The organism is Kitasatospora sp. NPDC101235, assembly GCF_044767505.1.
In the GTDB taxonomy this organism is placed as follows: Bacteria; Actinomycetota; Actinomycetes; order Streptomycetales; family Streptomycetaceae; genus Kitasatospora.
The window spans coordinates 144,711-165,935 of sequence record NZ_JBIWNZ010000020.1; the positions used below are offsets into that span (position 1 = coordinate 144,711).

Here is a 21,225-nt window from a genome sequence, read left to right on the forward strand (position 1 = left end):
GAAGACCGGCGGCCGGTAGCGCCGCGGCTTCTATGGGGGCATAGCCTGAACCTATGGCCCTCTCCTCGCACGTCCCCGAACTCGGCGCCCTGGAACTGCTGCTCGCGGTGGCCCGGCTGGGCAGCGTCGGCAGGGCGGCGGCCGAGCTGGGCGTCAGCCAGCCGACCGCCAGCGCCCGGATCAAGGGCATGGAGCGGCAGATCGGCCTCCCCCTGCTGGACCGCTCGCCCAGGGGCAGCCGGCCGACCGAGGCGGGCCGGCTGGTGGTCGAGTGGGCCCGGCACGTGGTGGAGGCGGCGCAGGCACTGGACGCCGGGATCGACGCGCTGCGCGAGCGGCGGGACGCCAAGCTGCGGGTGGTGGCCAGCCTGACCGTCGCCGAGTACCTGATGCCCGGCTGGCTGCTGGGCCTGTCCGAGGCCAGCCCGGGGACGGCGGTGACACTGCGGACGGCGAACTCGGCGGAAGTCGCCGGGCACGTCCTGGCCGGGGACGCCGACCTCGGCTTCATCGAGGGCTCGACCACCCCGCCCGGCCTGGCCGGCGTGGTGGTGGCGGCGGACCGGCTGGTGGTCGTGGTGGCGCCCGGCCACCCGTGGGCGCGCCGCCGCGCCCCGCTGACCGGAGCCGAGCTGGCGGCCACCCCGCTGGTGCTGCGCGAGCCCGGCTCGGGCACCCGGGAGGTGCTGGAGACGGCCCTGCAGCCGTACGGGGGCGCGGCGCGGCCCCGGATGGAGCTGGCCTCGTCCACCGCGCTGAAGGCGGCGGCGATGACCGGGGCGGGGCCGGTCTGCCTGAGCGAGCTGGTGGTGATGGAGGAGCTGGCCACCCGGCGGCTGGTCGAGGTGCCGCTGGTGGAGGAGCTGAACCTGCGGCGGCCGCTGCGCGCGGTGTGGCCGGCCGGGCAGCGGCCGGGCGGGCCGGCCCGGGAGCTGCTGGGGCTGACCCGGCAGTCCGTCGAGCGTTCACCGAGAAGTCGGGCAGAAACCGGGCCCGAAAAAGGTTGAGTGGAATAGACTCAACTTAGTGCATGCTGTACGTAGCAGCGCGGCGGTACACGGAAGCGGGTACGCGGCGCTGTACGCAGCAGCAGTGAAGGACGACGAGGGAGGACCCCCCAGCAGTGGACGCCAGCAAGTTCACCACCAAGACGCAGGACGCCCTGTCCGCCGCGATCCGGCAGGCGGGCACGGCCGGCAACCCGGACGTCAGGCCGGTGCACATCCTGATCGCCCTGCTGGAGCAGCCCGAGGGCATCGCCCGGCCCCTGCTGGAGGCGGTCGGGGCCGACGTCACCCGGGTCGACGCCGAGGCCCGCCGCCAGGCGGCCGCGCTGCCCAGCGCGATGGGCTCGACGGTCGCCGCGCCGCAGCTCGCCCGGGACACCATCGCGGTGCTCACCCAGGCCGGCAAGCGCGCCGACGACCTGGACGACCAGTACGTCTCCACCGAGCACCTGATGGTCGGCCTGGCCGCCGAGGGCGGTCCGGTGGCCGAGCTGCTGGTGCACCAGGGCGCCACGCCGAAGGCGCTGCTCGCCGCGTTCAAGGACGTCCGGGGCAGCGGCCGGGTCACCTCACCGGACCCGGAGGGCACCTACAAGGCGCTGGAGAAGTACGGCACCGACCTCACCCAGGCCGCCCGGGACGGCAAGCTCGACCCGGTGATCGGCCGCGACCACGAGATCCGCCGGGTGGTCCAGGTGCTCTCCCGCCGGACCAAGAACAACCCGGTCCTGATCGGCGAGCCCGGCGTGGGCAAGACCGCCGTGGTCGAGGGCCTGGCCCAGCGCATCGTGGCCGGCGACGTGCCGGAGTCGCTGCGCGGCAAGCGGCTGGTCGCGCTGGACCTCAGCGCGATGGTCGCGGGCGCCAAGTTCCGCGGCGAGTTCGAGGAGCGGCTGAAGGCCGTCCTGAACGACATCAAGGCCTCCGACGGCCAGGTCGTCACCTTCATCGACGAGCTGCACACCATGGTCGGCGCGGGCGCCGGCGGCGACTCCGCGATGGACGCGGGCAACATGCTCAAGCCGATGCTGGCCCGCGGCGAGCTGCGGATGGTCGGCGCCACCACGCTGGACGAGTACCGCGAGCGGATCGAGAAGGACCCGGCCCTGGAGCGCCGCTTCCAGCAGGTGCTGGTCGGCGAGCCCAGCGTGGAGGACTCGATCGCCATCCTGCGCGGTCTCAAGGGCCGGTACGAGGCGCACCACAAGGTGCAGATCTCGGACGCCGCCCTGGTCGCCGCGGCCACCCTGTCCAACCGCTACATCACCTCCCGCTTCCTGCCCGACAAGGCGATCGACCTGGTCGACGAGGCGGCCTCCCGGCTGCGGATGGAGATCGACTCCTCCCCGGTCGAGATCGACGAACTCCAGCGCTCCGTGGACCGGTTGCGGATGGAGGAGCTGGCCCTGGAGAAGGAGTCGGACCCTGCCTCGGTGGACCGGCTGGCCCGGCTGCGGCGCGACCTCGCCGACAAGAACGAGCAGTTGAGCGTGCTGACGGCGCGCTGGGAGCAGGAGAAGAAGAGCCTCAACCGGGTCGGCGAGCTCAAGGAGCGGCTGGACGACCTGCACGGCGCGCTCGAACGCGCCCAGCGCGACGGGGACTTCGAGCGGGCGTCCAAGCTGATGTACGCCGAGATCCCGGCCGCCGAGAAGGAGCTCACCGACGCCCAGGAGCGTGCCGCGGACCAAGACGCCTCCGCCTCGATGGTCAAGGAGGAGGTCGGCCCGGACGACGTGGCCGACGTGGTCGCCTCCTGGACGGGCATCCCGGCGGGCCGGCTGCTGGAGGGCGAGAGCGCCAAACTCCTGCGCATGGAGGAGGAGTTGGGCAGGCGCCTGATCGGCCAGGCGGAGGCCGTGCAGGCCGTCTCGGACGCGGTGCGGCGCACCCGCTCCGGAATCGCCGACCCGGACCGCCCGACCGGCTCCTTCCTCTTCCTCGGCCCGACCGGCGTCGGCAAGACCGAACTCGCCAAGGCCCTGGCCGACTTCCTGTTCGACGACGAGCGGGCGATGGTCCGGATCGACATGAGCGAGTACGGCGAGAAGCACTCGGTCTCCCGCCTGGTCGGCGCCCCGCCCGGGTACGTCGGCTACGAGGAGGGCGGCCAGCTCACCGAGGCGGTCCGCCGCCGCCCGTACAGCGTGGTGCTGCTGGACGAGGTGGAGAAGGCGCACCCGGAGGTCTTCGACGTCCTGCTCCAGGTGCTGGACGACGGGCGGCTCACCGACGGCCAGGGCCGCACGGTGGACTTCCGCAACGCCATCCTGATCCTCACCTCCAACCTGGGCAGCCAGTACCTGGTCGACCCGGCCACCCCGGAGGCGGAGAAGCGGGAGCTGGTGCTGGGCACCGTCCGGTCCGCGTTCAAGCCGGAGTTCCTCAACCGGCTGGACGACATCGTGGTCTTCGAGCCGCTGGGCACCGGCGAGCTGAGCCGGATCGTCGACCTCCAGGTGGCCCGGCTGGGCGAGCGGCTGCAGGAGCGGCGGCTCACCCTGGAGGTCTCCGAGGCCGCCCGCGACTGGCTGGCGCTCACCGGCTACGACCCGGCGTACGGCGCCCGCCCGCTGCGCCGGCTGGTGCAGTCCGCGATCGGCGACCAGCTGGCCCGGGCGATCCTGTCCGGCGCGGTGCACGACGGGGACACCGTCCTGGTCGAGCGGGACGAGGCGGGCGACCGCCTCACCGTCCGCGGCCGGGGGCCGCTGGAGAAGTAACGCCGCCGGGCGTCCGGCGCACGGGCCGCCCCCTCCGCTCCGGCGGCCGGGGGCGGCCCGTGCCGCACCCGCGGCCCGGGGCCCGGCTTCGGCCGGCGCCCAGGCTCGGGCCCGTTTCCCGCCCGCGGCCCGCGCCGGGCACCGTCACTCGGCCGCCGCCTGCCGCAGCAGCCGCCGCGTCCGGCCCCGCCGGCTGCGCACCAGCCGGTGCAGTTCGGCCACCTGGGCGTCCGGCAGGTCCCAGGTCTGGGTCAGCAGCCGCAGCGTGGACGCCCGCGGACAGGACACCCCCCGCTCCAGGTCGCGGATCGACCGCACGCTCAGCCCTGCCGCCTCGCCCAGCTGCTCCTGCGTCATCCCCCGGTCCAGCCGGATGCTCCGCAGCAGCAACCCGAGCGATGCGCCGTCCCCCGTCGCCGCTCCACCCACTCCTGCTCCCCCCTCAATTCCGGACAGTCCACCTCAGGACTGCTCAACTCACCCGGCCGGCCCGGGACTTGATCGAAGCGAGTACCGTCGCACGCTAACCGCATCCGGTCGGTACGGCAGGCAAACCCAGCGCGCCCGGCGCGTGACGTGGCTCACGCGCGCCCCTCCGGGCGGCCCGCCCCCGCCCCGCACACCCTCCGTGACCGCCGCCCGTTCCACCCGCCACCGAACGGCGCCGTTCGGCGCCGGGAAGAACGCCCGACGAAGATCGACGCACCCCTCGGTGCCCCTGTGAGCGGAGCCCCGAATGAGGCAGGATGGGAGGTGGAAAGGGCGGCCTCTCATTGCCGGCCACCACGTGCACTGAGGAAGAGGACCCCCATGAGCATCGACCCGTCGTCCATCCCGTCCTTCGGCGTTCCCCAGGGCGGCCAGCCCGGCGGCCAGGGCGGGCGGCCGGCCGGCCCGCCGCCGATCATCGTCCCGGACCAGGGCCTGGTCACCCAGCTGCTGGACCAGATGCAGCTCAAGCACGTCGTGGACGAGGAGGGCGACCTCACCGCCCCCTGGGAGGGCTTCCGCGTCTACTACATGTTCCGCGGCGAGCAGAAGGAGCTCTTCGCCGTGCGCGCCTTCTACGACCGCGCGTACCCGCTGGAGAAGAAGGGCGAGATCCTCGACCTGATCGACGAGTGGAACCGCGAGACTCTCTGGCCCAAGGTCTACACCCACACCCACGAGGACGGCGTGGTCCGCCTGATCGGCGAGGCCCAGATGATCGTCGGCACCGGCGTCAACCTGGACTACTTCGTCACCACCACCGCCAACTGGACCCAGGCTGCGGTCGGCTTCGAGCAGTGGATCGTCGAGCGCCTCGGCCTCCAGAACGAGATCGAGGGCGAGGACGGCGAGGACGGCGAGGGCACCGACGAGGCCTGATCCCGTCCCGGTACTCCGGTCCGGCCCGCCACCGCCTCCGCGCCGGTGGCGGGCCGTTCTTGTCCCCGCCCCCCGGCTGTCCCAGGATGGCCCCTGACGACGAGCCGTGAGGAGCCACCGATGGGTACCAGGCCGCTGCTGAACCGCCGACTGGCCGGGATGGGCACGACGATCTTCGCCGAGATGTCCGCCCTGGCCACGGCCACCGGCTCGATCAACCTCGGCCAGGGCTTCCCGGACACCGACGGGCCCGAGGAGGTCCGCGAAGCGGCCGTACGGGCCCTGCGCGAGAGCCGCGGCAACCAGTACCCGCCCGGCCCCGGCATCCCCGAGCTGCGCACCGCCATCGCCGAGCACCAGCAGCGCTTCCACGGCTTGACGTACGACCCGGACACCGAGGTGCTGGTCACCGCCGGCGCCACCGAGGCCATCGCCGCCACCCTGCTCGCCCTGCTGGAGCCCGGCGACGAGGTGATCGCCCTCGAACCCTTCTACGACTCCTACGCCGCCTGCATCGCCATGGCCGGCGCCACCCGCCGCCCGCTCACCCTGCGGGCCCCGTCCTTCCGCCCCGATCTGGACGAGCTGCGCGCCCTGATCACCCCGCGCACCCGGCTGCTGCTGATCAACACCCCGCACAACCCCACCGGCACCGTCCTCACCGCCGACGAGCTTCGGGCCATCGCCGCGCTCGCCGTCGAACACGACCTCCTGGTGATCACCGACGAGGTCTACGAGCACCTCGTCTTCGGCACCGCCGTCCACCACCCCATCGCCGCCCTCCCTGGCATGCGCGAGCGCACCGTCTCCATCTCCTCGGCCGGCAAGACCTTCTCCTTCACGGGATGGAAGGTTGGTTGGGTAACTGCGAGTCCGGCCCTCGTCTCGGCGGTCCGGACTGCGAAGCAGTACCTCACCTACGTCAGCGCCGGCCCCTTCCAGTACGCCGTCGCCGAGGCGCTCCGTCTCCCCGACAGCTACTTCAACACGTTCCGGGCCGACCTGCTTCGGAAGCGGGACCTGCTGGTCGACGGACTCTCAGCGGCGGGCTTCCGCGTGTTTACCCCCGAGGGCACCTACTTCATCACCACCGACATCACCCCGCTCGGGGAGAAGGACGGCCTGGAGTTCTGCCGCTCCCTGCCCGAGCGCTGCGGTGTGGTCGCCATCCCGAACATCGTCTTCTACGACAACGCCGAAGCCGGTCAGAGCCTGGTTCGGTTCACCTTCTGCAAGAAGGACGAAGTCCTGAGCGAGGCGGTGACGCGACTCCAGCAGCTCTGACCGGCAGCGTGCAAATACGGGTGACTACTTCGGTGGCTTTGTAGTGTTCTGCGCTCGGCTGGCTCGGCGGGGCCAGCTCGGCTTCTGGCCGATCGCGATGGCGCAGGCAGCCGCCGTCCAGATCCGGGCAAGCTCCATGCCGTCGGCCCTGCGATCAACAGAGCACATCAGCGCGATGATCCCGATGAGGCCTGCAAAGAGGACAAGCAGTACCGCTGGAACGGCCCGCAGCGGCAGGGCTAAGGCGCGAGCGAAGGACGATGCGTCGATCATGCGATCACCTGGCCAGTGCGGGGCTGGCCCCGAACTCGGCGACCCAGGCTCGGGCCGCGTGCTTCTTGGTGCTGATCAGGATCTCGGCGTACCCAGTTCCCCCCGGGCCCGGAGGCTCCGCCTCGCGCCACGCGCTCTCGGACACGGCCAGCACCAGGACCGACGCACTGGCGGTCAACACACCGCGCAGCTCGGGGCCGTCGAGCAAGCGGAACGCCTGGCTCACGTGACGGCCGACGAAGCCGTGGTCGTCTCGGAAGACGTCGCCGCTGTGCGGTGCCGCGCGGAGCCGAATCTGGGCATCTGGCCGTGCAGTGCCGTTGTACTCGTGGATGGCGACGGCCAGCGCCGGGACCACCGTGCCGGCGAGGGTGTGAAGCCCTGCGGAGTCGTCGATCACGGCCATGATGCCGTCGCCACGGTCAAGCAGGTCGTAACTCTCCGCATCCAGACCGCCAGCGGCCAAGGCGCGACCAAGCGCCTCGTACAGGCCTTGTAGTGCCGGCCGCCCGCCGCGCGTGCGAGTTTGTTCAGGTCCTCGGCCGCTTTCGCGAGGCGCTTGGCCCGGGCGGCCTGCTGCCCGGCCGCGTTCGCGGTGGAGTGGACCAGAATCCGTCGCAGGGTCAGGACGGGGTCACGCTTTCGCGGGCCTGTCAGGGTGTGGATGTCCTCCAGGACCCGGTAGACCTCCTGATGGGCCGGGGCCTTGCCCGCGTCCCGTTCGGGGATCCAGTCCACGACCGTCGCCTGCTCCACGTCGAGGGCGGCGTAGACCCCGTTCTTGACCTGGGCGGCCGGGAGCGGTGCGATGAACGGGACCTCGGCTTCCACCAGGGCGCTGACATTCGCGTAGGACACCAGCTTGGCGTCCGCGACCATCAGGAACTCCTGCCGGCCTGCCAGCTTGCGCAGGTCCTTCATCGCGCCGACGACCTGGGAGACCTCGGCGGCCCCGCCGCCGAAGACGCGCGCGTGGACCGGGATTCCGCCGTCGCCGGTGACCGCGAGGCCCGCCTGGACCTGCTTCAGGTCCGTACGCCGGTCCTTGGGGTGTCCGTACTTGATGACCGGGAACTGCTCGTCCTGGTCCTCCTGCGGATAGGCGCCGTGGACGGACATGCTGGTCATGTCCCAGTGCAGCCTGGAGACGTCGATGCCGAACTCGGCGATCGCCCGCGCGCCGACCGTGCCCGCGAGCTGTTCCAGGTGCGGGGCGATCGCGTCCAGCGCACGGGCCAGGCGGTCGTCGTTGAGCAGGGCCGGCTCCATGCCGAACACCTCCTCCACCGCCCAGACCCGAGCCCAGTCCCCGACCCGGAACAGCGGCATCGGCGAGGTGAGCCGGTTCGCGACAAGCGCCTCGACCGCCTGGCCGTGCGTCAGGTGAGCGCGCGCGGCGGAGGGGCACAGCCCGTCGACGATCCCAGCCACATCCAGCCGGCGCAGAAACTCGGCAGCGACAGGCAGAGCGCCCAGACGCTTCTCCACCACGGACGTCACCACGCACTCAAGGCGCTGACGCTCAGACCGTGGCCGCGGGGACCGGGAAGTCATCGACACACCCAAACCAACGCCGCCAAGCCCACCAGGACACCCGTCCCGGGCCCGAACCATTCGATTCGACGACCCGCGAAGTACGGGTCTAGACACCAGCCTTTGCGGTCTTGTGGTCTCGTTCCAGTTGGACATGCGCACGCATCAGTTCGCCGGGGTTGGTCTGCGCCGCGAGCAGCGACAGCTCCCCGCAGAGCACCGTGGCCGCCGCGATGACGGCGAGCCGGCGGGCGTTCTCGCCGGGCTCGCGGGCCGCACGGCAGCCGAGCCGGTTCAGGTTGGTCTCCACGAAGCCCAGGCCCTTGCCGTTGCCGACCGTGCCGACGATGAGGTTCGGCAGTGTGCAGGCGAAGTACAGGTCGCCGTCGCGGTCCTCGGCCGTGACGACGCCCTGGGAGCCCTCGACGATGTTCGCCGCGTCCTGACCGGTTGCCAGATAGAACGCGAGCAGCATATTCGCGTAGTGGGCGTTCGCCGAACGGATGCCGCCTGCGAGAAGGGTCCCGAGCAGGTTCTTGCGGAGGTTCAGCTCGGCGATCTTCGCGGCGCTGGTGTGCAGGACGTCGGCCACCACGTCACGCGGCACGAGCAGCTCGGTGACGACGTTCTTGCCGCGGCCCAGGATGCCGTTGATGGCGGTGGCCTTCTTGTCCGTGCAGTAGTTCCCGGAGATCGACCCGTAGGAGATGCCGGGAACCGTTTCCAGTAGGTGTTGGAGGAGCACGTCGGAAGCCAGGGTCGCCATGTTGTGCCCGGAGGCGTCACCGGTGCTGAACTCGAACCGGATGAACAGCAGGTTTCCAGTGATCTCATGCCGGATGCCGATCAGCTGGGCGAACCGGCTGCAGCCGCGTACCAGCTCGCGCAGCTCGTCGATGCGGGCCTCGATGGTCCGTGCCGCGGAGAGTGCGGTGAGCGCGTCGGTCGCCTCGATGAGCACGGAACGGGTCATGCGCTCGTCGACGAGCGTGGCGACGATGCCCTTCTCGGTCAGCCGGGACACCTTCGCGCCGCGGCCGACCGAAGGCCAGAGCGGAGACTCGTACGTGGCCAGCGGTACCTGGGTTTCGGTGGTGGCGACGTTTCCCGAGATGCGGACGGGCCCCACCCACCTCATCGGGACGCCGGCGGTGGCGTGCGCTTCGGTCATCGTGTGCTTCCTGTCATCTCGGAACGGATGTCGACGGAGCTGCTGCGCTGGGCGAACCGCCGGATGTCTATGCCTCGGTCCGTGCAGAAGGACCGGAGCCGGCCGTGGATCAGCACATCGCAGCGGGTGAGGTCGGCGGGGGTCCGCGCACCGAGCATGGTCTGCAGCGCGGCGAGCTGGTCCAGCCAGGTGGAGATCTGTGCGATCAGGGCGGGTACGCCCCCGTCGATCAGCGTGCGCAGGAATACGCCCGAGGAGCCCACGGCGCCGGCGCCGAGCGCGAGCGCGCGGGCGACGTCGAGCGGGTTGCGGATCCCACCGGAGGCCAGCAGGGGGAAGCCGACGTCCTGAGCGTCCAGCAGACAGGCCGGGGTGGACTGCCCCCAGCCGTGCAGGAAGGCGTAGTCGCCCAGGGCGCGCCGGCTGTTCTCGATACGGGCGAAGTCGGTGCCGCCGCGGCCGCTGACGTCGGCGACCCGTACCCCCAGATCCGGCAGCGCCAGGAGGGTCTGCCTGCTGAGCCCGTTGCCGACCTCCTTGACGATCACAGGGACGTCGACGGCCGCCGTGATGTTCGCGATCTGGGCCGGCCACGACCCGAACGACCGGTCGCCTTCCGGCATGGGCGTCTCCTGCGCCGTGTTCAGGTGGATCTGCAGGGCGTTCGCCTCGATCAGGTCGATGGCACGGCGGGCATTGTCGACGGACGCGGTCGCGTTGACGTTCGCCATCACGAAACCGTCGGGGTTCTCGGTGCGCAGCACGCGGAAGGTGTCCGCGCAGGAGGGGTCCTTGAAGTAGGCGTGCATGGACCCGGACGCGATGGCGGTGCCTGTCTCCCGGGCGGCGATGGCCAGGTCCCGGTTGATGGCGCCGGTCTTGGTGCTGCCGCCCGTCATCGCGTTGATGTACAGCGGCAGTTGCCAGGTGATGCCGGCGAACGTCGTGGCCAGGCGGACGTCCGGCCGGTCGATTCCGGCGAGGGCGTGGTGGACGAACGACACGTCGTCGAACTGGTTGCGTCCGCTGTGCGCGCGCTGCTGCTCCGTGGCGAGCCGGACATGGTCGTCCTTGCGCTGGGCGCTGCTCATTCCTCGACTCCTTCCGTGGCGGGAGACACCGGTAGCGGCAGCACCCCGGCCGCGGCCCATTGCCTGTGTAACGGTGAGCGGTCGTAGCGGGCCTCGGCGTCCAGCAGCGCGATGCCGCAGTCGCCGCCCCCGGCCCCCGAGGGCTTGGCGGCGCCTCCGACGCGTTCGGCGATGGCGCAGAGGGCCGTCAGTTCGGGGGTGAAGATGCCGAGGCGGACCTCGTCGTCGAGGCGGACCAGCTCTTGACGGGCCCGCCGGACCTGCCGCAACAGGCCCTCGGTATCGCCGTCCTCCAGCGCGATGACTGCGGCGTGCACGAGCTCGCCGGTCGCCCCGACGTATTTCCGGTACGCGGGGCTGCCCCGCCAGGTGCGCCGCTGCAGGTCTGTCACGAGGGACGTGGTGGACGCGGGGTTGCCGGTCCAGCCGACCTCAAGGCAAAGGTTCCGGGGCGGCGACAGCCGTCGTACGGAGAAGCCCGGCCATGGCGCCCGGAGCGCCTCTTCGACTCCCTGACGGCGGGTCAAGTCGAGTACGACGTCCCGGTCGGGCGCCCGGTAGGCGATCCAGCCGCCCCAGGTGCTGGTGGCGATGTCTCCGCCGGATCCCTTGGGGTCGATATGGGCGGAGGCGATCAGCGCCGTCCGGAAGCGTTCTTCGGCGGTGAGTTCCAGTCCGCAATGGGCTGCGACGGCACTGACCGTCGCCACGGTCACCGCGCCGCTGGAGCCCAGTCCGAACTTCCGGCCGTCCTCGTGCAGCGTGCTGCTGATCGACACCGCCAACGGCGGGACGGACCGGCCGCGTTCGGCCAGGAGGCGGGCTACGGTCTCGACCGCCGCCACCACATGAGGTGTGCCCGTACCGCCTGTCAGCCGCCCGTCCTGCCACGGGTGGTGCACCGGGCCGGCTCCGATGTCGGAGGAGACGACGACACCGGGTGCGGCGCCGTCGGACACGGTGACGGTGATGTACCGGTCAACTGCCACCAGGATCGCCTGGTTGCCCGGTTCCACCACCGCGTATTCACCCGCGACGAAAAGCTTGCCCGGAGCGCGCCGGGTCACCGTGCGCGGGCCGGTCACCGGCATTCCTCCGCCACCAGACGGGCACCCCGCCCCGGACCGGCGATGTGCACCGCTCCGACCGGCGCGGCGGCGCGCAGGGCTTCCGAGACCCGCTCGGCGTCCGAACGTGGGCAGAGCACCTTCACGTTGGGACCGGCATCCATCGTCGCGTAGGCCGGCACGCCATCCCGCCGCAACTGCAGAACGCTGTCGAGGACGGCGAGCGAGGCCGGTGACAGGTAGCGCACGGCGGGGCGTGCGGCCAGCATGGTGGCGTGCATGCCGAGGGCGTTGCGCTCCGCAATCTCGCCCACCGCTGGCAGGTCGCCGCGGGCGAGCGCGGCTCGCATATCCGCCAGGTCGGCCCGGCTGGACACCGCCCACGGCTCGTACAGCGGTGAGGTGTCCACGGTCCTCCGCATGGCCTCCCGGCTGGACACCGCCTTGGGGGCGGAGCTGACCACCGCGACCACCAGCGCCGGTTCCAGGTCCACGGCCGGCACCGGTTCGGCGTACGAGCTGAGATCGGCCTCCTCGGGAGTGCCGCCGGCGTGGCCGGCGTGCCATACGGCGAACCCATCAAAGATCGACCGAGAGGCCGACCCGGAGCCGCGTCGGGCCAGCTGGGACAGGCCCCGTGCGTCGAGACCGAGCCCGTACGCCGCGGCGGCGGCGACGGCGAGGGCAGCGAAACCGCTGGCCGAAGAGGCCAGGCCGGCCTCGGTGGGGACGGTGTTCTCCGTGTCGACGTGGGCCCGTTCGGTGCGCCCCGACCGCTCCCGCACCAGCCGGAGGAATGCGGTGATGCGCCGCTCGGCCTCTCCCGTCGCGGGCTCGCCGTTGAAGGCCACCGTGTCCTGCCCGGCGCCGGGTGCGAGCTGGACACGGGTGGTCGTCGGGAAGATGTCCAGAGTCATCGACAGGCTGTCGGTACGGGGCAGGAACAGGTGCTCGTCCTTCTTGCCCCAGTACTTGATCAGCGCGATGTTCGGCTGGGCAACGGCTGTCGCGATGTCCGTCCGCTGCGCGGACAGCAGGGCGGACGGCTGTTCAGCGCTCATGAGTGGACCTCCTCAGCTGTACGGCCCACGTGTGTACGGCACCGGCAGCGTGCAGCTGCCGGGCCACTTCCCCGGCCCGCTCCGGGCGGGACACCGCGAGAACACAACCGCCCAGACCACCACCGGTGATCTTGGCGCCCAGGCTGTCGGCCTGCAGTGCGGCATCCACCAGTGCATCGATCCGGTCGGTGCTCAGACCCGCCCCGCGCAGCAGGTCGTGATACTCGGTCAGGCACGATCCGAATTCCTCGGGTTCGCCCTCGGCGAGGAAGGCCTTGGCATCGTCGACGAGTTGCGCGGCACGGCGCATGAACCGTTCCTCCTTTCCGGTCCCAGCCCGGAATCCGGCGCGAAGCAGCTCGACCGCCTCCTTGGTGCTCCCTGCGGTTCCGCTGTCCGCGACGACGAACAGTGCGTCGCAGCCGATGTCCAGCGCCTGTGCCTTGCCCGCCTGGAAGAGGAGCGGGGCGGTGGCCCCGACGGTCATGGCGTCGACGCCGCTGGCCCGGCCGTGCGTCAGGTTCTCGGCCGCCTGCACCAGGTCGAACACCTCGCCTTCGGTCAGCTTCCGGCCGAAGAGGTCGGCCAAGGCGAGGATGATCGCTCGTGCGTTCGCGGCGCTGGAGCCGAGCCCGCGGCCGGGCGGAATCGCCCCGTCGAGGCTGACGTCGAGGTGTTGTCCGCCGGTTACTCCCATGTGCGCCTTGAACGCGGCCGTCAGACGTCGCAGACCGTCCAAGGCCTGTGCCGTGACCGCGCGGGAAGCCGACCCGGTCATGGTGAAGGTCGGACCGCCCCGGCTTTCGGCGGATTGGCTGGACCATCCTGCGCTTGCCGTGACCGCGAGTTGGGGAATGGGCATCGCGAGCGCAGGGGTTCCGTACACGACCGCGTGTTCTCCCAGCAGAATGGCCTTGGCATGAGCGCGACCGGTACCGACGGCGCGAGCCCGGTGGGCCTTCGAGCCCTCCTCCACCGAGGTCGGAAGAGTCAACGCACTCAGCTCCCCATGTCGTTGCCGCGGTGAGACCGCATCGTCAGGAATCCAGGAATGTGCGAGGCGGAACGTTCTTCAGTGGTTCCTGAAAGCGACATAGTCGGCCATAGCCAGCAGCGGCCGGCGTTGCTCCTCGGTGAGGCCCAAAGCCTCCAGCTGATCCGCCGCACCCCTCCTGTGCCGGTCGATCTCGGCTTCCGTCCACGCGCGTCCGCCGGCCGACTCGATCAGCTTGGCGGCGCGGTCGGCCATGTCGTCGGTCAGCGGCTCTGCGCCGCGGTAGATCGCGGCCAACTCCTCGGCGGCTGCGCCGGTGCCGTTCATCGCCGCGACCACCGGGATGCTCTTCTTCCTGTTCCGCAGATCGGAACCAGCCGGCTTGCCGGTGGCCGCGGGGTCGCCCCAGATGCCCAGGACGTCATCCACCAGCTGGAACGCCACCCCCAGATGCCATCCGAACTTGGCCAGGCGCTTACGAGCCTTGGCCCCGCCCCCGGCGAGTCCCGCACCCAGCTCGCAGGCGCAGCTCAGCAGCGCGGCGGTCTTCGCCTCGGAGACGGCCAGCGCCTCCTCCAGCGAGATGGTCGTGCGGTGCTCGAATGCCACATCCGCCATCTGCCCTTCGGCGAGCGTCGCGATCGTCTCGGTGAGTAGCTTGGTGGCCCAGATCCGGTGTTCGGAGTCGTCCTCCAGGACCGCGCAGCCACGCGCGAGCAGAACGTCGCCGGCCAGAATCGCGGCCGGGACACCCAACGTGGCCCAGACAGTGGGGCGTCCTCTGCGCTCGAGATCACCGTCCATGACGTCGTCGTGGAGCAGGGAGAAGTTGTGCACCAACTCGACCGCGACGGCGCCACACACCGCCCGCTGGACATCGCCCCCGCAGGCCTCCGCCGCGAGGACGGTCAGGGCCGCGCGAACCATCTTGCCGCTGCCCTGGTCCGTCGGCTGCCCCGCCAGGTCCAGCCAGCCGAAGTGGTAACCGACGATCGGGCGTATTCGGCTGCCGAGCGTGTCAATGGCGGCGCGCAGTGCAGGTGTGACGATTCCGGCTGCCCGCAAGGTGTGGTTGCGGCCCGCATCGACTGCGCTCTCCAGTGTTTCGGCGGTATCGGTGTACAAGAAGTGCCCCTTGCCATGGGATGGACAGGACGATGCGGCGAAGATCCGCGGGCGTAACGGTGTCTCCTGGATCCGGTCCGGCCGGCCCGGCGTCGAGCTCGGGCCGGCCGGACCTCAGATCCAGGTCGTGCTAGGGCGTGTTGCGAAAGTGCTGGTCACAGCCACTCGTTGATGGCTGCGACCAGCACGGTCGCCTCGTAACGGACGGCGAGCTTCTCGTATCGAGTCGCCACGGCCCGATGACGCTTGAGCCTGTTAATCCCGCACTCCACCGCGTGGCGTTCCTTGTAATCGGCCTTGTCGAACTTCGGCGCTCGGCCGCCCCGGGAGCCTCGTTTCTTTCGGTTGCGGACCTGGTCAGCCTTCTCCAGGATGGTGCAGCCGATGCCGCGTCTGCGCAGGTAGGTGCGGTTCGCGCGGGAGCCGTACGCCTTGTCGGCGCGGACCTTGTCCGGCCGGGTTCGCGGCCGGCCTCGACCGATGCGGGGCACCCGGATGCCCTCCAAGACCGGCTGGAACTGCGGGCTGTCATGCCGCTGACCAGCAGCGACGAGCAGCGAAAGCGGCTTTTGTCCCTGCTCAACCGCAACGAATGCCGTCTATCAACTGCCGCCGGGTCCACACCGGTTGACGGCCCGGCTTTTTGCCCAGCGGCAGCAGCGGTTCAAGCCGGGCCTACTGGTCGTTCGTCAGATCCCCACGTCCCACGGCAGGTGATCATTCACGACCAAGATCGACTTTCGCAACACGCCCTAGGAGACCGCTGAAGATCTTGCTCTGGCCGTCCGACTCACCCCAGATTGCCGGTAGATGTCAATCGCCATTAAGCGGGGCAAGGCGGGCGCATTTTCAAGATCTTCAGGACACTTCTAGTCCGGGCGATGCCAGGACAACGCCCCGGAGGGGCACTTCTCGACCGCTTCCTGCACTTCTTCGTTTGTGGCGAGATCGGCCGTCGGGGCGTCCGGCAGCAGTTCCACGTACCCCTCGATGTCCTGCCCGAAGTAGTCGGCGGCAGAGATCAGGCACTGCCCGGAGCCCACACACATGTCGCGGTCCACCCGCACCTCGAGGTCACTCATCGTGCGCTCCGCTCTCCGTCCGCTTGGTGAACAGGAACTCCAGGTCCTTCGGGGAGAGCGTGATCGTCGCGTTCATCTTCGGCTCCGAGTAGTCGCTGAGCGCGAAGTCCCACTGGTGGATCATCATGGCCAGGCAGTAGGTCGCCTCCAGCACCGCCACGCTTTCGCCGAGGCAGCGGTACGCGCCGAACCCGAACGGCATGAACGCGGACGCCGTGACCTCGGCACCGTCCTTGTCCAGCCAGCGGTCGGGGTCGAACTCGTCGCCGTGCGGGAAGTTCCGTTCGTCCCGCTGCTGTCCGTAGTGCGAGTACAGGATCGCGGCATCCTTCGGTATGGCATAGCCGCCCAGCGTCGTGTCCACCGACGCCTGCCGCGAGAGGAGATACGAGGACGGGTACATGCGCAGCGCCTCGAACAGCACCCGCTTGAGCGCCGGCAGATCGTGCCGACCGATCTCTGTGTCCGTCCAGTCACGATCCTTGACCAGCGCGTCGATCTCCGCCCGGCATTCGGCGAAGATCCGAGGGTGCCGGGCCAGTTCGTAGCAGGCCCAGCTGATGGTGTTCGCCGTGGTCTCCGTCGACGCCAGCAGGATCGTCGCGGCCTGGTCACGGACCTCGGTCCGGTCGAACTTCTCGCCGGTTTCCGGGTCGGTGGCGTTGATCAGCATGTCGAGGAGGCCGGCTTCCTCACCGGCTCCGTTACGGAACTTGTCGTCGATGACCGAGTACATGTACTCGTTGAAGGCGTTGAGCAGCCTTTCGAAGTCCCGGTTCGACTTCGTCGGCAGGTGCTTGTAGATGCCGGTCACATCGACGGCCTGGATCGCGGCGTTCTCGACGAAGACCGGGACGGCCTCGCGTACGAGTCGCAGGACCTCCGGCGGGGTCTTCTCGCCGAGCATGGTCGAGGTCACGATGTCGCAGCCGACCCCCATGACCGGCCCCATCAGGTCATAGGGCTGCCGTTCGGGCACCGCGGCGACGAATTCGGACATGATCTTCCGCATCACGGGGAGATGCATGGCCAGCCGGCGCTGGCTGAACGACGGGAGCATGATCCGTCGTTGCCGCCGGTGCAGGTCACCGGAGGTCGTGACCACACCGTTTCCGACCATATTCCGCATCTTCTTGAAGTGGATGCCGCGCACGAACTTGTCCGCGTCACTCACCAGGATCTGTGCGAGCAGCTCGTAGTCGTTGACGAAGTACGCCGTCTTCGGGCCCAGCTTGACCCGCGTCACCGGGCCTGCGTTGCGCACTGTTTCGATGAACTCGAAACGGGACCGCAGGATCATCGGCAGATGCCCGAGCACCGGAACGCTACCCGGAGCCAGGCCGGGACGCCTACCCGGAGTCGTAGCGGTTCTGGGGGTGGTGACGGCGCCGGTGGCGCTGGGAGAGGTGGCAGTGCTCATCGCTAGGAGGTTTCCCTTCATCCGTGCACCGAGGGTGAGGAGAGACGGCCCTCTTTGTGGGGGTCGATGGCGCGATTTGCTGCTCAGCGGTAGCGGTTTGTCTCCGTCGGCCAGGTCGCCGCTGCGTAGATCAGCGGTCGATGGCATGCGAGGTAGTCGAGCAACTCCTGTGCATGGCTGCCGAGATGGCCGCTGCACTTGATGGATTCCTCGATGCAGTCCAGGTCGGTGATCGCCTGCACGCAGTCATCGCGAACGTGGGCCAGCGCGGTGCTCTCGTCGTAGCCGGCGTGGTCCATCAGGATCCGCACCGCATTCGACTTGTCGACCGCCTTCTTCTCCCGGCCCCACGAGTAGTAGTCGTTCGACAGACAGCCGAACCGCACCACCACATCGTCGATCGCTCGCCGGATGGGGTCGTCACGCAGCGCTGCGAAACTGCGGCCGCCGTTGATCCACTTGTCCAGAACGACCTGGACGTCCATCGTGCAGTAGCCGCGGCGGAAGCTCAGATACGTCGCCAAGGACGTCTTCTTGGTGTATTCGTTCCATACCCCTTCCCACTTCATCGCCGTGATGGCGCGCTTGATTTCGTGGCCGATCTCGTCTGCTGCTTCCGCGCCGAGCGCTGCGTCGAGCCGGGACATCGTTGTCCGTACCAACTCGAAGAAGGGGTCCGACAGGCGGGGCCCGGCAGTTCGCCAGGTGTCCACGACCTCGGTGACCCCGTCGAACCACTCGCCCGGAGCCAGCCGCCCGCCGTCCTCCTGGACGTAGTCCCACCGGTCGTCGTTGACGATGAGACAGGCCGTCCACAGCGAAGCCGCCAGCAAGGTTTCGGCATCCGCATCGGGATAGACCAGCGCCGCGGCCCCCACGATCCTCGAGTGCCCGGAAATCACGGCGCAGTCGGATTCCTGGAGCTCGAGCGCAGCAATGATGGAGCTGTAGGCCGATTCGACCTCCGCCGAATTCGAGTTCCGCCGGCCTTCGTACTCGAACTCGATCGCGTCGGGCATCAGTACCTGCTCACGACGGCACGACCGCACATCACCGTCACTTCGACGATCCGGAAAGGCGTGTACAGGTCCTTACCCATCCACAGCGGGGGATTCTCCCTGGACTCGTCCTTGACGAAGTCCTTGGCCCTGGATATCGCTGCCGCACACTCCTCGGCGCCCTTGCCGCCATGGCTCGCGAACAGGTCGAGCGCCATCACCGCGTAGGCCGTTTCCTCGGGTGACGGCTCCGCCATTCCCCAGCCGCCCGAATCCGTCTGATGTCGAAGCAGCCATTCCCTGGCGCGACGCAGCGAATCCAGCAGCGGTTCATCCTGCTTCCGGGCGTCGAGCAGGGCTTCGACACATGCCGCCGTGGAGTAGTACGGCGAGACATTCCATTTGTCGTACCAGCAGCCGTCCTCGGTCTGCTGGGAGATTACCCACTCGGCACATGCGTCCTCGATGGCACCGTATTCCGTGATGCCACGGCGCATCCTGAGATGATTGAGGTACTCGAGGGCGTGCGCGTTCACGGTCTCCGAGGGTGTTTGCTCCGTCGGATACGAAACGAAGTGGTCCTCGGCCCAGAACTTCATTAGGATTTCCGGGTGAGTGGGGGCGCCGAGTTTGTCGCCGGCGAGATTGGCGTAGGCCGTGTCGTCTCCGTCAGGCGGCAGACCCGGCCCGCCGCCGATACCCGAATCGCTGAACCCGGCGGCAATCTCTTCGATGAGTTCCCTGGGGATCGGCACGTCCGGGAAGTATTTGAGCACCAGATTGAGTACCCAGAGCGCCTCGAAGTACGGCATGGAACTTCCCATCGGGATCGCTCCGCCGTAGCGGCTCTGCGCTTCATCGAGATAGGCACGAGTCGATGCCCCGGCGTCCGTCCCCACAGCCGACATCCAGGCCGCTGTGGACGACGGAGAACACGTCACCGCACCGTCCGCGGCGGGCGTTACCGTCGCCGCGAACTGTTTCGGCAGCGGATGGAACGCCTCGAGTGTGTGCCATGCCGTCTTCGGGATGGCCTGCCCCCGGGCGATCCGGTCGGTCAACTGGCGCCACAGCTCAGGCTTCGCGCCCGGCGGACTGGGAAACTCCTGCTCGTGCCCGGCCTTGCCACCTGCAGCCGGGCGGTGGCGCTGCAGCACCTCGCTCAGCAGATCGATCAGGCTGGGCACGATGATCTCGGATGCCACGGTGTCGGGCAGCCTCGGCAGCTCGCCCTCACCGAGCGCCAGCTCCCAGAGCTTTTCACAGGCCCGCGCCACAGCGTCCGTCACTCCGGCCCGGTCGGCGTATTCCGGCCGCGAGGACAGACCCGCCACCGCGCCCAGCGTCGGTACGAGCTCGAACCCGACCGACCCCCACAGGCCGTCCGGTCGCTGCGTCGCGAGCAAGTAGTCGATCTGCGGTGTGCCCACGTCCGCACGCTCGGATATCCGCAGGAACTGTCCGGTCTCGTACGGCGAAGGGCTGAACTTTGTTACCTGGTCGGCAGCGCGGTCCTTCAACAGGGCCGCTATCCGATCGGCGTCACTCATCGCCGACACCGCTTCCGTCGGCACCCCGCAGATTGACGGGGAGCGTCTTCAAGCGTCGGCTGATGAGCAGCACCGGCTGCCAGTCAGGAGTTTCATATCCGGGGCTGAGGTCAGGGAAGCGGTCCAACAGAATCCTGAAGAATTCATCCGCCTCCATCCGTGCGAGCGCCGCGCCAAGGCAGTAGAACATGCCGGTAGCGAAAGCGAGATGGTCGTTCGGATGCCGGGTGGCATCCAGTCGGTCCGGGTCCTCGAATACCCTCGGGTCGCGGTTTCCCGCCATCAGCGCCAGGAGGAACTGCTGCCCCGCTTCGAATTGATGACCAGCCACCTCGACGGGCTCGGTACTGACCCGTGTGATCACCGAAGCCGGTCCGGCGAGCCGGAGCATCTCCTCGACCGCACCCGGCATCAGGTCAGGATCGGACTTCAGCAGCTCCAGCTGATCAGGGTGATCGAAGAGCTGGACCAGGCCACTGGTGATCAGTCCGCCGGTGGTCTCGTGCCCGGAGAAGAGCAGCATCACGCAGTTGGAGAGGATCTCCGCCTCGCTCACGAGGCCCTCGCGTTCGGCGGCGACGAACATGCTGATCAGATCGTCCTTGGGCTCCGCCCGGCGCTCCTTGACCACCTCCAGGACGAAGTCCTGCATCGCCAGCAGGCTCCGCTGGCACTCCATGAGCCGGTCATAGCTGACGATTTCGGCGATCGCCCCGATGTCGGCCGACCAGGCGAGCAATTGCGCCCTGTTGTCCATGGGCACGCCGAGCATCTCGGCGATGACGCACGCGGGCAGCGGATACGCGATGTCGGAAACGATGTCCATGCGTCCGGCCGGCTCCACCGCATCCAGCAGTTCATGCGACAGCTGCCGCACGCGCGGCCGCATCCGATCAATCATGGCCGGGGTGAAGTAACGTTTCAGCAACCCGATGAACCGCTGATGATCTGCGGGAACGGTGTGCCCCATCCACTTCCCGACGGCGGTGCTCAGCGGCTTTAATTCCTCTTGCTGCTCGGGGCTGAGCAGTCGTATGCCCTGTGTCAGGTTGGCCGGAGCCATGCGGTGATCTTTCAACACTCGGACGATATCGGCATGTCGAGTGAGAAAAGCTGCGTCGATAACCGGAACCCAGGCAATTGGGGTTTTCTCGCGTAACTCACGGAGCTCTGGAATGCGGTCCACGTTCTTGCCGGACGAGATCAGTTCGTACTTGGGAAACCTAGTCTCTAAGCTAGCCATCTAGTGCATCTCTCCAGTCGCTAATAGTGCAACCTTCATGAACGACAGCCCGGTGATGCCCAGCAGTTTAGACGTGGTCATGTCACGCAGTCAAGCTCAACTGGACGTTCTGGCAAGGGCCCTGCTGGCGCATCACTCAGAGAGAGAGGCGAGTCAACCTCAGGGCCCCGGGGAGAATCCCGTTCGCCCGTTTTGATCACGGCATGCCGTGCAGGTTGAGGGCTGCGTCGGGGCG

The 21,225-nt window shown here is 69.0% G+C and carries 20 protein-coding genes; 4 read left to right on the forward strand and 16 right to left on the reverse strand.

The window, feature by feature from the left end; translation table 11 throughout:
- The first annotated feature begins 53 nt into the window (after positions 1-53).
- Positions 54-1,007 carry a LysR family transcriptional regulator gene (locus ACIRRH_RS29125; RefSeq protein WP_403073313.1) on the forward strand — a complete coding sequence of 318 codons (954 nt, stop codon included), beginning with the start codon at positions 54-56 and terminating at the stop codon, positions 1,005-1,007.
- A gap of 116 nt (positions 1,008-1,123) precedes the next feature.
- A complete protein-coding gene (clpB, locus tag ACIRRH_RS29130) occupies positions 1,124-3,730 on the forward strand; it encodes an ATP-dependent chaperone ClpB (protein ID WP_403073314.1) in 2,607 nt (868 codons plus the stop codon).
- Between the two features lie 144 nt (positions 3,731-3,874).
- Here clpB and ACIRRH_RS29135 read toward each other — a convergent pair whose 3' ends face one another.
- Positions 3,875-4,159 (reverse strand): helix-turn-helix domain-containing protein, encoded by a 285-nt coding sequence (locus tag ACIRRH_RS29135; protein ID WP_403073316.1) that lies wholly within the window; start codon positions 4,157-4,159, stop codon positions 3,875-3,877.
- Positions 4,160-4,540: 381 nt separating this feature from the next.
- On the opposite strand from ACIRRH_RS29135, the gene ACIRRH_RS29140 reads away from it, so the two are divergent.
- Positions 4,541-5,098: a YbjN domain-containing protein gene (locus ACIRRH_RS29140; RefSeq protein WP_403073318.1), complete on the forward strand. Its 558-nt coding sequence runs from the start codon at positions 4,541-4,543 to the stop codon at positions 5,096-5,098.
- Positions 5,099-5,218: 120 nt separating this feature from the next.
- A complete protein-coding gene (locus ACIRRH_RS29145) occupies positions 5,219-6,382 on the forward strand; it encodes a pyridoxal phosphate-dependent aminotransferase (protein WP_403073320.1) in 1,164 nt (387 codons plus the stop codon).
- A 24-nt stretch (positions 6,383-6,406) separates the two neighbouring features.
- Here ACIRRH_RS29145 and ACIRRH_RS29150 read toward each other — a convergent pair whose 3' ends face one another.
- From ACIRRH_RS29150 to ACIRRH_RS29220, 15 genes are all read right to left on the reverse strand, one after another.
- Complete coding sequence (locus ACIRRH_RS29150) at positions 6,407-6,655, reverse strand: hypothetical protein (protein WP_403073322.1); 249 nt, start codon at positions 6,653-6,655, stop codon at positions 6,407-6,409.
- Between the two features lie 4 nt (positions 6,656-6,659).
- The gene (locus ACIRRH_RS29155; RefSeq protein WP_403073324.1) at positions 6,660-7,061 is read right to left on the reverse strand and encodes a hypothetical protein; all 402 of its coding nucleotides are present in this window, start codon (positions 7,059-7,061) and stop codon (positions 6,660-6,662) included.
- A complete protein-coding gene (locus ACIRRH_RS29160) occupies positions 7,052-8,344 on the reverse strand; it encodes an IS1634 family transposase (protein WP_403073326.1) in 1,293 nt (430 codons plus the stop codon). The genes ACIRRH_RS29155 and ACIRRH_RS29160 overlap by 10 nt, the downstream gene beginning before the upstream one ends.
- On the reverse strand, positions 8,298-9,359 hold the full coding sequence (locus tag ACIRRH_RS29165) for a hydroxymethylglutaryl-CoA reductase (protein WP_403073328.1): 1,062 nt from the start codon (positions 9,357-9,359) through the stop codon (positions 8,298-8,300). The genes ACIRRH_RS29160 and ACIRRH_RS29165 overlap by 47 nt, the downstream gene beginning before the upstream one ends.
- Positions 9,356-10,450, reverse strand: coding sequence for a type 2 isopentenyl-diphosphate Delta-isomerase (gene fni / locus ACIRRH_RS29170; RefSeq protein ID WP_403073330.1), 1,095 nt, complete (start codon positions 10,448-10,450; stop codon positions 9,356-9,358). The genes ACIRRH_RS29165 and fni overlap by 4 nt, the downstream gene beginning before the upstream one ends.
- The gene (locus ACIRRH_RS29175; RefSeq protein WP_403073332.1) at positions 10,447-11,535 is read right to left on the reverse strand and encodes a phosphomevalonate kinase; all 1,089 of its coding nucleotides are present in this window, start codon (positions 11,533-11,535) and stop codon (positions 10,447-10,449) included. Before ACIRRH_RS29175 ends, fni begins: the two co-directional genes overlap by 4 nt.
- Positions 11,532-12,578, reverse strand: a complete 1,047-nt coding sequence (mvaD, locus tag ACIRRH_RS29180; protein ID WP_403073334.1) for a diphosphomevalonate decarboxylase — start codon at positions 12,576-12,578, stop codon at positions 11,532-11,534. Before mvaD ends, ACIRRH_RS29175 begins: the two co-directional genes overlap by 4 nt.
- On the reverse strand, positions 12,568-13,572 hold the full coding sequence (gene mvk, locus ACIRRH_RS29185; RefSeq protein ID WP_403073336.1) for a mevalonate kinase: 1,005 nt from the start codon (positions 13,570-13,572) through the stop codon (positions 12,568-12,570). Before mvk ends, mvaD begins: the two co-directional genes overlap by 11 nt.
- Before the next feature lie 78 nt (positions 13,573-13,650).
- Complete coding sequence (locus ACIRRH_RS29190) at positions 13,651-14,697, reverse strand: polyprenyl synthetase family protein (protein WP_403073337.1); 1,047 nt, start codon at positions 14,695-14,697, stop codon at positions 13,651-13,653.
- A gap of 155 nt (positions 14,698-14,852) precedes the next feature.
- Positions 14,853-15,254: a transposase gene (locus tag ACIRRH_RS29195; RefSeq protein ID WP_403073365.1), complete on the reverse strand. Its 402-nt coding sequence runs from the start codon at positions 15,252-15,254 to the stop codon at positions 14,853-14,855.
- Positions 15,255-15,566: 312 nt separating this feature from the next.
- Positions 15,567-15,779, reverse strand: coding sequence for a ferredoxin (locus tag ACIRRH_RS29200; RefSeq protein WP_398076440.1), 213 nt, complete (start codon positions 15,777-15,779; stop codon positions 15,567-15,569).
- Positions 15,772-17,346, reverse strand: coding sequence for a cytochrome P450 (locus tag ACIRRH_RS29205; protein ID WP_403073338.1), 1,575 nt, complete (start codon positions 17,344-17,346; stop codon positions 15,772-15,774). The genes ACIRRH_RS29200 and ACIRRH_RS29205 overlap by 8 nt, the downstream gene beginning before the upstream one ends.
- Positions 17,283-18,218, reverse strand: coding sequence for a hypothetical protein (locus ACIRRH_RS29210; RefSeq protein WP_403073340.1), 936 nt, complete (start codon positions 18,216-18,218; stop codon positions 17,283-17,285). The genes ACIRRH_RS29205 and ACIRRH_RS29210 overlap by 64 nt, the downstream gene beginning before the upstream one ends.
- The gene (locus ACIRRH_RS29215; RefSeq protein WP_403073342.1) at positions 18,218-19,747 is read right to left on the reverse strand and encodes a prenyltransferase/squalene oxidase repeat-containing protein; all 1,530 of its coding nucleotides are present in this window, start codon (positions 19,745-19,747) and stop codon (positions 18,218-18,220) included. Before ACIRRH_RS29215 ends, ACIRRH_RS29210 begins: the two co-directional genes overlap by 1 nt.
- A complete protein-coding gene (locus ACIRRH_RS29220) occupies positions 19,740-20,990 on the reverse strand; it encodes a cytochrome P450 (protein WP_403073344.1) in 1,251 nt (416 codons plus the stop codon). The genes ACIRRH_RS29215 and ACIRRH_RS29220 overlap by 8 nt, the downstream gene beginning before the upstream one ends.
- Between the last annotated feature and the right edge of the window lie 235 nt (positions 20,991-21,225).